This is a genomic window from Actinomadura sp. NPDC048032 (assembly GCF_040653175.1).
Classification (GTDB): domain Bacteria; phylum Actinomycetota; class Actinomycetes; order Streptosporangiales; family Streptosporangiaceae; genus Spirillospora; species Spirillospora verrucosospora.
In genome coordinates this window covers 1-13,406 of sequence record NZ_JBEZJP010000206.1, presented here as the reverse complement: position 1 = coordinate 13,406, position 13,406 = coordinate 1, and the positions used below count along the sequence as shown (strand labels likewise).

General features: G+C 69.9%; 14 protein-coding genes and 2 tRNA genes. 11 read left to right on the top strand and 5 right to left on the bottom strand.

From position 1 onward, the window contains the following. Positions 1–108: 108 nt before the first annotated feature. The gene (locus AB0C69_RS24665) at positions 109–534 is read right to left on the bottom strand and encodes a VOC family protein (protein WP_360357372.1); all 426 of its coding nucleotides are present in this window, start codon (positions 532–534) and stop codon (positions 109–111) included. A 1,248-nt stretch (positions 535–1,782) separates the two neighbouring features. On the opposite strand from AB0C69_RS24665, the gene AB0C69_RS24660 reads away from it, so the two are divergent. Continuing rightward, entirely contained in the window at positions 1,783–2,658 is an 876-nt protein-coding gene (locus tag AB0C69_RS24660; RefSeq protein WP_360357369.1) for an SDR family NAD(P)-dependent oxidoreductase, read from the top strand. A 9-nt stretch (positions 2,659–2,667) separates the two neighbouring features. Beyond that, positions 2,668–3,153, top strand: a complete 486-nt coding sequence (locus AB0C69_RS24655) for a MerR family transcriptional regulator (protein ID WP_360357366.1) — start codon at positions 2,668–2,670, stop codon at positions 3,151–3,153. Between the two features lie 142 nt (positions 3,154–3,295). On the opposite strand, the gene AB0C69_RS24650 is transcribed toward AB0C69_RS24655, so the two are convergent. Then, positions 3,296–3,700: a hypothetical protein gene (locus tag AB0C69_RS24650; RefSeq protein WP_360357363.1), complete on the bottom strand. Its 405-nt coding sequence runs from the start codon at positions 3,698–3,700 to the stop codon at positions 3,296–3,298. Here AB0C69_RS24650 and AB0C69_RS24645 point away from each other — a divergent pair. The 4 genes from AB0C69_RS24645 (at position 3,683) to AB0C69_RS24630 (ending at position 6,168) form a co-directional block, all read left to right on the top strand. Then, complete coding sequence (locus tag AB0C69_RS24645) at positions 3,683–4,069, top strand: site-specific integrase (protein ID WP_360357378.1); 387 nt, start codon at positions 3,683–3,685, stop codon at positions 4,067–4,069. The genes AB0C69_RS24650 and AB0C69_RS24645 overlap by 18 nt on opposite strands. A gap of 163 nt (positions 4,070–4,232) precedes the next feature. After that, positions 4,233–4,541 (top strand): hypothetical protein, encoded by a 309-nt coding sequence (locus AB0C69_RS24640; protein ID WP_360357361.1) that lies wholly within the window; start codon positions 4,233–4,235, stop codon positions 4,539–4,541. Next, the gene (locus AB0C69_RS24635; protein ID WP_360357358.1) at positions 4,538–5,017 is read left to right on the top strand and encodes a PIN domain-containing protein; all 480 of its coding nucleotides are present in this window, start codon (positions 4,538–4,540) and stop codon (positions 5,015–5,017) included. The genes AB0C69_RS24640 and AB0C69_RS24635 overlap by 4 nt, the downstream gene beginning before the upstream one ends. A 392-nt stretch (positions 5,018–5,409) precedes the next feature. Further along, positions 5,410–6,168: an alpha/beta fold hydrolase gene (locus AB0C69_RS24630; protein ID WP_360357356.1), complete on the top strand. Its 759-nt coding sequence runs from the start codon at positions 5,410–5,412 to the stop codon at positions 6,166–6,168. On the opposite strand, the gene AB0C69_RS24625 is transcribed toward AB0C69_RS24630, so the two are convergent. Then, positions 6,140–6,935, bottom strand: a protein-coding gene (locus tag AB0C69_RS24625; protein WP_360357375.1) for an IS5 family transposase whose coding sequence is annotated in 2 segments (ribosomal slippage) — positions 6,140–6,611 and positions 6,610–6,935 — 798 coding nt in all. Because the reading frame shifts where the segments join, the coding sequence is not laid out codon by codon here. The genes AB0C69_RS24630 and AB0C69_RS24625 overlap by 29 nt on opposite strands. 114 nt (positions 6,936–7,049) lie before the next feature. On the opposite strand from AB0C69_RS24625, the gene AB0C69_RS24620 reads away from it, so the two are divergent. Further along, the gene (locus tag AB0C69_RS24620; RefSeq protein WP_360357353.1) at positions 7,050–7,199 is read left to right on the top strand and encodes a hypothetical protein; all 150 of its coding nucleotides are present in this window, start codon (positions 7,050–7,052) and stop codon (positions 7,197–7,199) included. Between the two features lie 241 nt (positions 7,200–7,440). Here the strand turns inward: AB0C69_RS24620 and AB0C69_RS24615 are convergent. Next, a tRNA-Gly gene (locus AB0C69_RS24615) sits at positions 7,441–7,511 on the bottom strand. Positions 7,512–7,651: 140 nt separating this feature from the next. Here AB0C69_RS24615 and AB0C69_RS24610 point away from each other — a divergent pair. The 3 genes from AB0C69_RS24610 to AB0C69_RS24600 all read left to right on the top strand — a co-directional run bounded on the left by AB0C69_RS24610 (position 7,652) and on the right by AB0C69_RS24600 (position 12,503). Next, positions 7,652–7,725 (top strand) — tRNA-Pro (locus tag AB0C69_RS24610). A gap of 531 nt (positions 7,726–8,256) precedes the next feature. Then, positions 8,257–10,338 carry a protein kinase gene (locus AB0C69_RS24605; protein WP_360357350.1) on the top strand — a complete coding sequence of 694 codons (2,082 nt, stop codon included), beginning with the start codon at positions 8,257–8,259 and terminating at the stop codon, positions 10,336–10,338. Beyond that, positions 10,335–12,503, top strand: coding sequence for a serine/threonine-protein kinase (locus AB0C69_RS24600; protein WP_360357347.1), 2,169 nt, complete (start codon positions 10,335–10,337; stop codon positions 12,501–12,503). The genes AB0C69_RS24605 and AB0C69_RS24600 overlap by 4 nt, the downstream gene beginning before the upstream one ends. Positions 12,504–12,556: 53 nt before the next feature. Here the strand turns inward: AB0C69_RS24600 and AB0C69_RS24595 are convergent, their stop codons facing one another. Further along, entirely contained in the window at positions 12,557–13,057 is a 501-nt protein-coding gene (locus AB0C69_RS24595; protein WP_360357345.1) for an NUDIX hydrolase, read from the bottom strand. 45 nt (positions 13,058–13,102) lie between these two features. On the opposite strand from AB0C69_RS24595, the gene AB0C69_RS24590 reads away from it, so the two are divergent. Next, on the top strand, positions 13,103–13,406 hold a 304-nt coding region (locus tag AB0C69_RS24590; RefSeq protein ID WP_360357343.1), incomplete at its 3' end, for a hypothetical protein.

Below are 13,406 nucleotides of genomic sequence, written 5' to 3'. Positions count from 1 at the left end.
CACCCAGACGTGACCCCGGCGGCGCCCCCACACCCAGTGGGGACGCCGCGTTCGACGTGGCGGCCAGCACGGCGCTGTGGATGCGCGAATCGCGGGCAGGTCCGGCCGTCAGAAGACGGGCTTGGGCACCAGAACGACGCGCCAGCCGTCCGGGTCCGCGAAGGTCAGAGCGCCGTTCTCGACCCAATAGGGATTCTCCGCCGGCACCGGTTCGTGCCCGGCCGCCACGAGCCGTTCGACCACATCGCGCATCTGCGCCTCGCCCGCGAAGTACAGCACGAGCAGATTGTCGCCGGTGGGCGCCGGACACGGGCTCCCGTCGGCGTGCGAGGTGAACTCCAGGTGGTAGTCGGTGCCGGGCAGACCGAGCATCACGCCGTCATAACCGGCGTGGCCGGTGAACCGGGAGAGCTCGGGCAGGCCCAAGTGGTCCCTATAAAAGGTGACCACCTCGTCCAGCCTGTCGGTGGGCCGCGCAACCCGAACCTGGACCACCCCAAGCCCGTCCGGCCATGCTTGCGTCTCCGTGGCCATGCCCATAACGGTACACCGCGCCCCGAATTATGAACCGATGGTCCTTCATGCCTTGCGCCGCCGTTCGCGTCGCATGGCCTACACGCCCGGCGGGACAACGATGCGCGGAGTGGAAACAGGGAAATCGTGATCATCATCTATCTGTTGATCCTGCCCGCCCTGCTCTACAACATCATGAAATGGAGACGCCCCCGGCGCACAGGCATACGCACTACAGGCATAGTGGTCCGCCACGTCGAAAGACGGGGAGAGAAGAACACTTACGAAGTTCCGGTGATCGCCTTCTTCAACGAGACAGGAAAGAGATTCGACTTCATTCCGCCCGAGCCGAGACCCGCATCGCCGAAGGCAAGGCAGGCGTCCCCCACCAGGACAACGCCTACGCGCTCGCCGCCCACGTCATGCCGTACTTCGGACACGAAGCCCCATGATGTGCGTTGTGAGCACGAGCGCGCCGTCGCGACTTGGCCGTCTTCAACTCACTGAGCACGATGCGCGTCTTCGCCCGCAGCTCTTATCACGGTCCCTGAGTCGCCTCACCGCATGCGTGAGCCGAAGCGTCCCGACCTCCCCAGTCAAGGGGCAGCGGCGATGCGCGGTCGGCACGGTCCGCCGCCCCCGCAGCCGAGGGACGAGGCGTAGGTGACGCCCCCCGCCCCGCCCCCTACCTTTGTCGGCATGAGGCCGGAGCCGCAGGCCGCTCCGCACCTAGCTCGACTTGCGGCCCCTGCGACGGTCGAGCCAAGCGAGGAAAGCCTGGGAGGCCCTGATCGAAAAAGAAGGGTCTCCGCCACCCTGCAGCGACTGCGCTCCGATGAATTTCGCGTTGGGATCCTGGCGTCGTTCATACTCGGCGTTGGTCTGTCCAGGAATGCGCTTCTTAGGTGCAGTCATCGTGGCTCCAACCGTCGTGGCGGATCTCGCCTCATGGCGCGAGCCGCGGTCTCGACAGTCAGACGCTTTGTTCCCCCCTCCGGTTGCCCCAACGAGGTGACTACGGCTACCGACCACGGCCCTCGCATCAGCGCCTTGGGATCCGGTCGACTGACTTCCAGCGCGCAGTTGAGCCGCAACAGCGTGCAGCGCAAAGGCTCACAACGTTGCCCCCTAGGCGGCTGAGCCCCGCACCAGCACGACTCCGACCTCGCACGATGCACCGCTACCGAGCGAACATCCCGACGGTGCGCAGAACGGGACGCGGACGCCGTGCTTGCGTTCGAGCGCGCTCGAACTCCTAGCGTCACCGGCATGACATCTCAACCAGGCACTCAGCGGACATGGATCATCACCGGCGCGTCGGCGGGCTTCGGTCGTGCCATCGCCGAGTGCGCGATCGGGCGGGGCGACAACGTGGTGCTGGCCGTGCGGCGGCCCGGGTCGGTGGCCGACCTCGCGGACGCCCACCGCGACCAGGTGCTGGTCGCCGAACTCGACGTGCGTGACACCGGGCGCGCCGGGGACGTCGTACAGGCGGCGGTCGACCGGTTCGGTCGGGTGGACGTGCTGGTGAACAACGCCGGCCGCGGGGTCGTCGGCGCGGCCGAGGAGGTCGGCGACGAGGAACTCCGCGCGTCTTTGGAACTGCACCTTCTGGGTCCGGCGGCGCTCGTGCGGGCCGTCCTGCCGCACTTCCGTGAGCAACGGTCGGGCACGATCGTGCAGATGAGCAGCCAAGGCGGGCGCATCTCCTTCCCCGGCGTCGGCGCGTACTCGGCCGGCAAGTTCGCGCTCGAAGGCTGGTCGGAGGCGCTGGCCGGCGAGGTCGCGCCGTTCGGGGTCCGAGTGATGATCGTCGAGCCGAGCCGGTTCCGCACCTCGTTCAACGCGCCCGACGTGCTCGGGGTCGCCGACGCCAGCGCCGCGTACACCGGGCTCCTGGGGGCCGTCCGCAACGACATGGCGGGCGCCGACGGGGTTCAAGAGGGCGACCCGGTACGGGCCGCGGAGATCATCGTGGACCTGGTCGCCGGTGACGAGTTGCCGCTGCGCCTTCCGCTCGGGCGTGAGGCGGTCGAGCGCATCGGAAGGTCCTACCGGCAGAACCTGGAGGAGCTCGAACGCTGGGCCCCTACCGCGCGTGCCGCCGACTTCCCCGGCGCCGCCGCATCCGCCCGGCCGATCTAGAGTGTGGCCATGGCCACGGACGATCTGATGTCGAGGGCGCTCGCCGCCCTCGACGAGGTCGACGGCCCGATGTCGGTCGAGGTGATCCACCGCCTCGTCGACGTCGGCGCCGCCACCGACCCCATGACCATCACGGAGGTCGCCGACCTGCTCGACATGTCGCCGCACACGCTGCGCTACTACGAGCGGATCGGGCTGGTCGAGGTGGCCCGCGACGCCAGCGGCCACCGCAGCTACGACGCGGCGGCGGTCCGGAGACTGGTGTTCCTGACCCGCATGCGCCTGTCCGGGATGGCCATGCGCGACCTCCAGCACTACATGCGGCTGGCAGACGAGGGCGACGACACCGTCCCCGAGCGCCTCGACCTGCTGCTCGAACACCGCGACACGATCCGCCGCCAACTCAAGGAGCTCACCCTGTCGCTCGCGGCGACCGAATACAAAATCGCCACCTACGGCGGCCACACCAGCCCCACGTCAACGGAGAAGAGCTGACCCCTCGGCACCGAACCACGCCGAACCGGTCCACCGCGCCCAGTCAGCACGGCCCCCCTCGTCCTCATCACTTGGGGCGGAGGCATCGAGTTGACCGAACTCCGCGTCAAGGACCTCGACTTCGCCACCGGCATCCTCACCGTCAGGCCGCTCCGTCGTCGAACTCGTTCCCAAGTTCCACCCCGAAGGCCGCCGCTTCCTGGTAAAGGACTACCCCAAGGGCAAGCGCTGGCGTCGCTTCAAGCTCAGCCCCCAGATCGTCGCGAAGCTCAAGGCCCACGTAGAGGCCAGCGACCTCGTCCCCGACGACCTCTTCTTCAGCCGCCACCGAGCCGAGCCGCCCAACCTTGAACTCCTGGGGCCCGACGCCCTCACCTTCGAAGCCCCGAACGGCCGCACCTACACCCACGGAACGACCACGGCCTACAGCCTCGGCAAGTGCAAATGCCACCACTGCCGAGCCGCCTACGCCGCCTACCGGGCCGAGCGCCGCGTCCAGGGCAAGGACAGCCCCCGCAAGCCACGCGTCATCGACGAAGACCCCCACATCTCCGCGAACTGGTTCCGCACCCGCTGCTGGCACCCAGCCCGAGCCGCCGCCGACCTCGGCTGTTCACCCCGCATCCACGACCTCCGCCACGCCCACGCCTCCTGGCTCCTAGCCGGCGGCGCCGACCTCCAGGTCGTCAAAGAACGCCTCGGCCACCGCAAGATCTCCACAACCGAGCGCTACCTCCCTCCCCACCGCCGACGAAACCGCCCTAGAAGCCCAACTCGCCGAAGCCCAAGCCAAGATCACCCAACTACAGGCGATCCTCGCCGACCAGATGATCGCCCAGCACACCGAAACAAGACCAAACCTGCGCTCCATGTAGCGCGCCTCAGGATGGATCCGGGAGCGGAGGAGTCGACATGATGGCGTCCAGTACTCGGAGGCCGAGGAACTCGCGAGTGAGGCCGAGAGCCTGTCTTGGCGTCCCGCTGCGAGGAAATGCGTCAGGCCAAGCCCCACTAGCTCGTACGTGAGTTCTGCCCCTCTCGCCGGGGCAGTCGGCTCCTACCATTGGTAGGATTGAGTCGTGGACGCCAAGCGAGCTACCGCCAACCAGCCTCTTCGTGTCGCGAAGCGCCGCAAGGCCGCGAGTGGGCACAGCGCGACCGAGAAGTTGTCGGCCACCATCCGCCGCGGCCGCAAGGCCGAGATCCGTGAACAAGCCCGCAAGCTGGGTCTGTCCGATTCCGCCTACGTTGATGAGGCGATCGCGGCCAAGCTCCAACTCGACGCCCTCGCCGAGTTCGTTGACGAGCTGGAAGAACAGCACGGGGCGTTCAGCGAGGACGAGATCCAGGCCGCCCTCGCCGCCTGGCCGTCTGCGCAAGATCAGTGAGCGCCGCTCGAGGCCGTCGGGCTGCCAGGCTTGGCGGAACTTTGGTACTTGACAACGATGCCATCAACAAGGTGGCCACGGACCGCGACGTTGCGATCTTCTTTGCTGCTGCGCTGCGCAAGCAGGCACGCTTGGTCATGTCCAGTGTCGTGCTGACAGAGATCCTTCGCGGCTCCGACCGGGACACGAAGCTGAATCATGTGCTGTCCAGCACCAGAACGGTCGTTGAGCCTGTCACCGAGGACCTCGCACGCGCCGCCGGGAAGCTGATCGGTGACGCGGGGTTCGACTCAACGGAGGTTGTAGACGCCTTGGTCGCCGCGACGGCTCACATGTATGCCGACCGGGCGGAGGCGGCAGGGCAACAGCCTGATGTGCTGATCTTGACCGCCGACTCCACACATCTACCGGGGCTGGCCGGTGATCGAAAGGGAGTAAGGGTGCAGAACGTAAAGGACTTTCGCCGGCCTGCGTGAGCGCCGGCTGGCGGTGCGGCTGAGAATCAGCCCCCGGACGCCTGGCGAGGTGGTGCCTCGCTGCACGGCGGCAACTCCGCGAGGCTGAGGACGGCGGCGCGGCTGTACTGCAATCCCGAGTCTGACGTGATCGTCGAGACTGCCGACTGAGACCCAGAGCAGGGGCACAGGAACCTTAGCGAGCGATAGAGCAGGACGAGACGCCACCCCCCCAGGCGTCAGAGCCACAAGGAAACCCTGCGCGGCCTGCGGCGACGGCCCTGCGACGTCGTCTACCGGATCAAGAGGTCGGGATACCTTTCTATGCGCCGCTGCTTAGAGCGTGTCTCACGTGGTGCTGTGAAGGTGCTGCTCCTGCGCCGTGTCTCACGGTGCGTCGCTATGCTCGCCGCGTGGGCGAGATCGTGGTGGTGCGTGATGGCTTTGGCCCCGAGGTCCTGCTTGTGCATGGCGGTGCTGGCCCGCGGACGACGTGGGGCGCTTTGGCTCCGCTGGCCGATCGGTGGACGCTGGCATATGTCCATCGCCGTGGCTATCCGCCGAGTCCACCACCGCAGGAGTGTCAGGACTTCGAGGTGGACGCCCTGGACTTGGCGCCGCTGCTCGTCGGCCGCCCGCACGTTGTCGCCCACTCCTACGGCGCCCTCGGGGCGTTGATCGCGGCCGCCGCCGCGCCCGGCGGCGTGCGCTCGCTCACCCTGATCGAGCCGCCGCTCCACTACCTTGTCCCTGACGATCCCGAGGTGTCGCGGCTCGAGCGCATCGCCGATGCGGTCCTCACCCACGGGATGGACATGGACCCGGCCGAGTTGCGCGAGTTCCTCCATCTCGCGGGCGCGCCCCTCGGTGACGGCCCGCTCCCCGAGAACGTGGTTGCCGGCGTTCGGCGGGCGCAGGGTGGTCGGCCGACCAGAGAGGCGCACCCACAGCTCGACGCGATCCGTGACGCCGGCGTCCCAGTGCTCGTCGCGTCCGGAGACCACGCGGCCGCGCTCGAGCGGATCTGCGACGCTCTGGCGGATGTGCTCGGTGGCGAGCGCAGCGTGCATCCGGGCGCTGGTCACTTCGTCGCCGCAGCACCGGGCTTCGCCGAACAGCTTGAGGCCTTCCTACGCAAGAGCGTCACGTGGCAAGCTGCTTCCAGCAGGTGAGCGTGGCGGCGAAGGTGAGGAACGCGGCGAACAGGTTGGCCGAGCGTTCGTAGCGGACGGTGAGCCGGCGGTAGCCGCAGATCCAGGCGATTGTGCGCTCGATCTTCCAACGGTGCCGGCCGAGCCGCTCGCTGGATTCGATGCCGCGGCGCGCGATGCGCGGCGTGACACCGCGGCGGCGCAGCCAGGCGCGCAGTTCAGCCGAGTCGTATCCCTTGTCCGCGCGGGCCTTGTCCGGTCGGCGGCGGCGCGGTCCGCGCCGGGAGCGGATCAGCGGCAAGGCCATGAACAAAGGCTTGAACGCCTCGATGTCGGCGGTGTTGGCCGCCGAGACACCGACCACCAGCGGCAGCCCGGCGGCGTCGGACAGCACGTGGAGTTTGCTGCCTCTCTTGGCCCGATCGACCGGATTGGGGCCGGTCAGCGATCCCCCTTTTCGCCCGGACGGCGGCGGCGTCCACGATCGCCGCAGCCCAGTCGATCTGACCCTTGGCTCCGAGCTCGTCCAGCACCGCCCGGTGCAGCCGGGGCCACAGCCCGGCCCGGGTCCAGGCGGTGAACCGGCGATGCGCCGTGGCCGGTGAGACACCGAACTCGGCCGGCAGGTGCCACCAGGCACACCCGCTGGTCAGCACGTACACGATCGCGGTGAACACCGCCCGATCCTCGACCGGCCCGGTCCCGCCACCCTGGCGGCGCGGGGTGAACTGCGGAATCAACGAGGCGGTCAGTTCCCACAACTCGTCCGGAACCAACCTCAACGCCAGATCGGATGCCACAGTCTCAGATCATCCCGCAGATCACCTCACAACCACGTGAGACACGCTCTTAGCACGGAGAGAGGACGTTAACTGGACAAACTCGGAAGCCCCACCTGGCTAGTGATCAACGCGGCGCATGAGCTCGGACGTACACGCGCCTACCAGCTCGCTCGCCGAGAGCAGTTCCCCTGCAAGGTGATCCGCATCGGCGCGAGCTATCGCATCGTGACGGTCGATCTCCGCCGGCTGCTCGGCATCGAGCCGAGCTAGCGAGCCGTCCAACGAACGAAGGTCCGATTCCCCTCCGGGAGCCGGACCTTCCGTGTTGAGGACGCAAGGTCCGTCACCGTGCTGATCTCAACCAGGGACGGTCAGACCGTGATCACGAAGCACGACAGTTGAACCAGGATGGCGTCCAGGCGTGCCAGATCCCAGTGACAAATGGGTGACAAATGATCTTCAGGAGGGCATCCGAGATCGCCCGCAGGGCTCTGACCTGGGTAAATATGGGAGCGGGCGACGGGAATCGAACCCGCGTAGCCAGTTTGGAAGACTGGGGCTCTACCATTGAGCTACGCCCGCTAGGCGATCTTCGGGCCCGGATGGGTCTCGATCGCCATCCCGTAGCGTACAGGGTCTTCGGGGTGGACGTGCCGGGGGCGGAGCGGGCGGGGGCCGATCGGGACTACACTTCTCGCGTCATCGCGTTCGGCGGTGGTGTGCGGGCTGTAGCGCAGTTTGGTAGCGCACTGGCTTTGGGTGCCAGGGGTCGTGGGTTCAAATCCCGCCAGCCCGACCGAGATCAGGTAGGAAGGACGACGTCCGCCTTCGTCGTGTTCCGGATGCGCTGGAAGCCCGAGCGCAGGAGCAGGACCCAGTGGGCCCACCACCCGAGCAACGTTCCCGTTCGGGGTCTGGGGCGGCGCGCGTTTGGGCCGTGTGGGGTGACGTGTTTGCTGGTGTCAGTCCAACCGGCTGCCACGGGGGTGGTGCCGTCAGGGTCACCCGGCTTTGAGTGCGTCTGTGGTGGTGTTGAAGCCGGACGTCTCGTCCCATGCAACAGTCGACCAGAGGTTGGTCAGTGCCAGCCACACGCGGGTCTATCTGTGCTTCCAGGTCACTGCCCCAGACGCCGTGAACATCGTCGGGTGATGCAGCGATCACGCGTTCTGCGATGAACTCGACGTCCGCACACAGCTCGAAGTCGATCCGGCCGACAGCGGGCGCTCCCGTTAGAGGGGCCTCGACCGGGGGCTGGGGCACGCCCTGGGGTTAGGCCGATCCGATATTCTTACAGACAGGTTTGTTCTGTCGAGGTGGGGGCGGGATGGGGCCACTCCAGGCGGGGGATCCCGTTGGGGTCGGCGGGTACCGGGTTCTCGCCCGGCTCGGTGCCGGTGGGATGGGGGTCGTCTATCTTGCCCGGTCGCCGGGTGGGCGGCTGGCGGCCCTCAAGCTCATCCGGCCGGATGCCGCCGACGACCCGGGGTTCCGGGAGCGGTTCCGGCGTGAGATCGGCGCGGCGGGCAAGGTCAGCGGGCTGTACACGGCTTCCGTGCTGGACGCCGACGCCGAAGCGCCGCAGCCGTGGTTCGCCGCCGCCTTCGTCCCCGCGCCCACGCTGAAGGAGGCCGTCGAGGACGGCGGGGCGCTGCCCGAGCCGGCCGTCCGCGCGCTGGGCGCGGGGCTCGCCGAGGCGCTGCGGGCCGTTCACAGGGCGGGGCTGGTGCACCGCGATCTCAAGCCCGGCAACATCCTGCTGGCCGAGGACGGACCCAGGATCATCGACTTCGGGATCGCCAAGGTCATCGACGCCACGCAGATCACCCGTACCGGCGGCATGATCGGCACGCTGGCGTACCTGGCGCCCGAGCAGATCGCCGGCGCCAAGGACGCGGGGCCTGCGGCGGACGTGTTCGCGCTGGGGGGCGTGCTGGTCCACGCGGCGACGGGAGCCCGGCCGTTCGGGGAGGGTGACCCGGGCGCGCTGCTCTACGAGATCCTGTACGGCGAGCCCCGTCTGGACGGGCTGCCTGAGTCGCTGCGGAGCACCGTGGCCGCCTGCCTGGCCAAGGAACCGGCCCGGCGGCCTCCACTCGCGGACGTTCTCGCGGCGCTGATCCCCGCCGATCCTTCCGCGCTCCTCTCCCCCGCCCTGCGACGGGACCTGGCGGCGAGGGAGGCCAAGGCGAACCGGGTCGCGTCCGGGCCCGTGACGCTGCCGCCGCCGCTGCCGAGGATCGAGGAGACGGTCCCCGACGGCCTGCGGCGGCGGCGTGTGCTGGGGCTGGCCGCCGGGGCGGCGGTCGCCGTGACCGGCATCGGCGCGGGGACGGCGGGCTGGGCCCTGGCGGGCGGGAAGTCCAAGCCCGCCAAGCCCGCGCCCCGCGGGACCGCCCTCGCCGCCGCGCCCGCGCCGGCGTGGACCTTCGTCCCGCCCGCGCCCGTCGGGTCCGACAAATCGCACGTGCTGGTCGCGGGCGGTGTCGTGCTGTGGGGCGGCGAAGACGCGGCATACGGGGTGGACGCCGCGTCCGGGCGGCGGCTGTGGACGGCGGACGTCAGCATGTTCGCCGGCTGTGCGGTCCACGGGTCGACGTTCGTCCTCCCGAACGGCGGCGGTCTCGACGGGAAGTCGACGATCAGCCTGGTCGACGCGGCATCGGGTGAGGCGACGCATCTGCCGATGCCCGACGGCGCGTTTCCCCGCTCCGTCTTCGGCGTGGTCGACGGCGCGGCCCTGCTGCAGTCGGGGACGTACTCGGACGAGGGCGTCCCTGTCGTGTGGGCCGTCGACCTCGCCGGCGGCAAGGCCCGCTGGCGGTTCCCTCTCGCCGACTCGGACGCCTCCGGCGCGGCCGACCGGAACGGCCTGTACCTCAATGTGAAGCACACGCTCTTCGCCGTCGACCTCGTCACCGGCCGCAGGCGCTGGACCGTCGACTGGTCCAAAGACGGGGGTGAGTGGCTGACCCAGGGCATCGCGGTATCCGGCGGCAGGGTGTTCGGAAACTTCGCCGATACGCTCCAGGCGGTCGACACGGCCGGTGGGAAGAGCGTGTGGTCGCGGACCGCCGGCGCGGAGTTCCCCTCCGTCCTGCCCGCGGCCGGCAAGGTGATCTTCCGGGGTGACGACCTGCACGCTCACGACCGCGGGACGGGGGCCCCCGCGTGGTCCCTGGCCGGTCCGGAGAAGTTCGTCTCCGAGTCGGGGCACGACGCGGCGTCGGGCGACGTCCTCGCGGTCGCGTTCGAAGGAGGCGTCTTCGCCGCCACGGCCTCCGGCCGGGGGCTGTGGGCGCACTGGGGCGACGTCCCCCGCGCCGGGAAATGGGACGTCGCCGTGTCCGGCTCGTCGGTCCTCGCGACCGATCATGAGCGGCTGCTCTGCTTCCGGGCGGCCTCGTGACGGCCCGGCCAGGGCCCGAAGACCCCGGCCGCATCGGCGGGTACCGGGTGCTTCGGCGGCTGGGCGAGGGCGGCATGGGACGGGTGTACCTGGGCGCGTCCCCGGCCGGACGGGCGGTGGCGATCAAGGTGGTGCGGCCGGAGCTCGCCGGGGATCCGGCGTTCCGGGCGAGGTTCCGGGCGGAGGTCGCGGCCGCCCAGCGGGTCAGCGGCGCGTTCACCAGCCCGGTGGTCGAGGCCGAGCCGGACGGGGCCGTCCCATGGCTGGCGACCGCGTACGTCAACGGCCTCAGCCTGAAGGAGACGGTCGAGCGGTACGGGCCGATGCCCGAGCCGCTGCTGCGCACGCTCGGCGCCGGGCTGGGCGAGGCGCTGATCGCGATCCACGCGGCGGGGCTGCTGCACCGCGACCTCAAACCGGCCAACATCCTTCTGGCCAAGGACGGGCCCCGGGTCATCGACTTCGGCATCAGCAGGGCCGCCGACCATGACGCGTCCCGCGGGTCCACGCGGGCGCTCACCTCCGAGGGGCAGATCATCGGCTCCCCCGGGTACATGTCCCCCGAGCAGATCCGCGGCGGGACGCTCACCGCGGCCGCCGACGTGTTCGCCTTCGGGGCCGTGCTGGCCTTCGCCGCCACCGGCCGTCCCCCTTTCGGCAGGGACGAGCTGCCCGCGATCATCCACCGGACCTTGCACGAGGCGCCCGATCTGAACGGCGTCCCGGCGTCCCTGGAGCGGATGGTGGCCGCCTGCCTGAGCCGCGACCCCGGTGAGCGCCCGCCCACCGAACTGCTGCCGTCGCTTCTGGCGGCCGAGCCGGTGGCCCCCGGCTGGCTTCCGGGCTCCCTCGGCGAGGAGCTGCGGCAGCGGGAGAACACGCTCCTCCTGGACATGCGGGAGCTCGCCAAGGGCCGCACCCGCCGGCGGCTGCTGCTCGGCGGCGCCGCCGCCGCGGGACTCGCCGTCGTCGGCGGGGGGACGGCCGCGGCACTGGCCGCGGCCGACGGCGGGGCCGGGCGGGGGCCCGCCCCGCCGAAGCCGCTGTGGCGGACGACGATCGGCGACCTCAGCGACCGGCGCTTCGCCGTCGAGGTCCTCTCCCGGACGGTCGTCCCCCACGACGAGGGGCCGGTGTACCGCTGGCACTCGCTCGACACCGGGCGACAGCTGTGGTCCAGCAGGTTCTCCGTCGCCGTCACCGGACCCAGCATGATCTATGGGATCCCGGACGAGGAGGACCGGCTGATCGCCATGGACGAGTCCCACCGGGTCAGGTGGAGCAGCGACGTGGCCGCCGGCAACGACTACCCCGAGCTGCTGGGGCCGGACGACGGGAAACTCGTCATCACCGGCCGGGACCGGACGGTCTTCGGCGTGGACGCCGCCACCGGCAGCCGGCTCTGGGCCTACGAGTGGCCCTCCGAGACCTTCTTCAGCCTCCTCTACGGCATCACGAACCACACCCTCGTCGCGATCGGCACCCCCCGCGGGGCCGACAGCCTGCTCGTCGGGCTCGACACCGCGACGGGCGCGGTCCGCTGGGCCGATCCGGAGGGCGGCCTGACCTCCGTCCCCGAGGGCGGCGGGAACCTGATCTTCCGCAACCCGTCGGGGGTCAGGCTCGAGGCGCGGGCCGCCGACACGGGCCGCGGTCTCTGGGCCGTCGAGCTTCCCAAGGCCGCGGCGAATCCCCACGACGAAAGGCGGCTCTCGCAGGACTTCACCGTCGCAGCCGGGACGGTCTACACCGGCAGCCCGACCTTGTACGCCCTGGACGCGTCCACCGGCCGGGAGCTGTGGACCTACACACCGACCTCACCCGGCGGGCAGGAACGAAGCCTCCTGGTCAGCGGGAAGCACGCCTATATCCTCGACAACCCGCGGCTCATCGCGCTCGACGCCCGCACGGGCCGCCGGGTCTGGTCCGTCGACACGCCCGCGGCCCGCACCGCCCCGCTGGTCGCCGCCGGCGGAATGATCTGCACCGGGGTGGCCGGAGCCACGGGCGCCGGGCTCTACGGCTGGGACGCCGAGACGGGCGAACTCGTCTGGAACCACCCCGTCTCCACCCCCTCCCCGACCAGGCAATGGGCGCTCGCCACCCGCGACCGCACCCTGGTGGCCGCCCAGGACAAAACCCTCCTGGCCTTCCGGCTCTCCTGAGACGGAGCGGGCGCGGCCGACGCCAGGCCGAGTGGCCAGATCGTTCGAGCGGGCTACGGGGCCGTCGGGTGGGGTTCGCAGAGGAGCTTCGCGGATCTACTGCTTCTTGCCTCGTGGACGGCGGCGACGCGGGCGAACGAGCGCGGGCTCATCGTCGCCTTCCATGCGCCGAGCGGTTGCACGAGACATTCGGTGTGCTCGGACGGGTCCAGGACGATCTGGCCGAGTTCGGCGTCCGTGAGCGTCCCGCCGTCGAAGACGAACCCGATCTTCGCGCAGGGCCATCCCGGGTGGGGTGGAAGGAAGTGCGTCAGAAGGAGGACGGGCGGTCCGTCGAAATCGATGCCGGTTTCCTCCCTGCACTCCCGGACGGCCGTGGCGAACGGAGTGGGGTCGCCGTGCTCGACGTTGCCGCCGGGGAACTGCCAGGTCTCCACGCCCAGCGCTGAGCGCAGGAGGAGGGGATCACCATCGACGTCGGTGAAGTACAGGGCGGCGTACATGGTGGCGTTCGGAAGCGTCTGGACGTACTCCTCGGGAGGCAACCAGCTCACGGGACTCCGATCTGCTCGTGGAGGTGTCCTCGGCATCATGGCGGTATGAGTGCTTGGGTCTATATACGCGGGTGGCTGGAGTTTCACGGGCAGAGGGCCGAGGCCGAGCGCATCATCCGCCACGGGGACCCTGCGGGGTGGGTGTTTCCGGAAGGCGGCTGGCTCGACGCGGCGTGCTACGCCCGCGCGGTTCGCTCCTCCGGTTCCGACGATGTTCTCGGCCAGGTCCGGCAGATCGCGGCCCTCCCCGCCGCCGACGAGGACGGCGACCGGGTCTGCGGGCTCTTCCTCGTCTTCCACGAGGAGGGGCACCAGATCGAATGGCAGGTCAGGGACGGGCGAGTCCAGG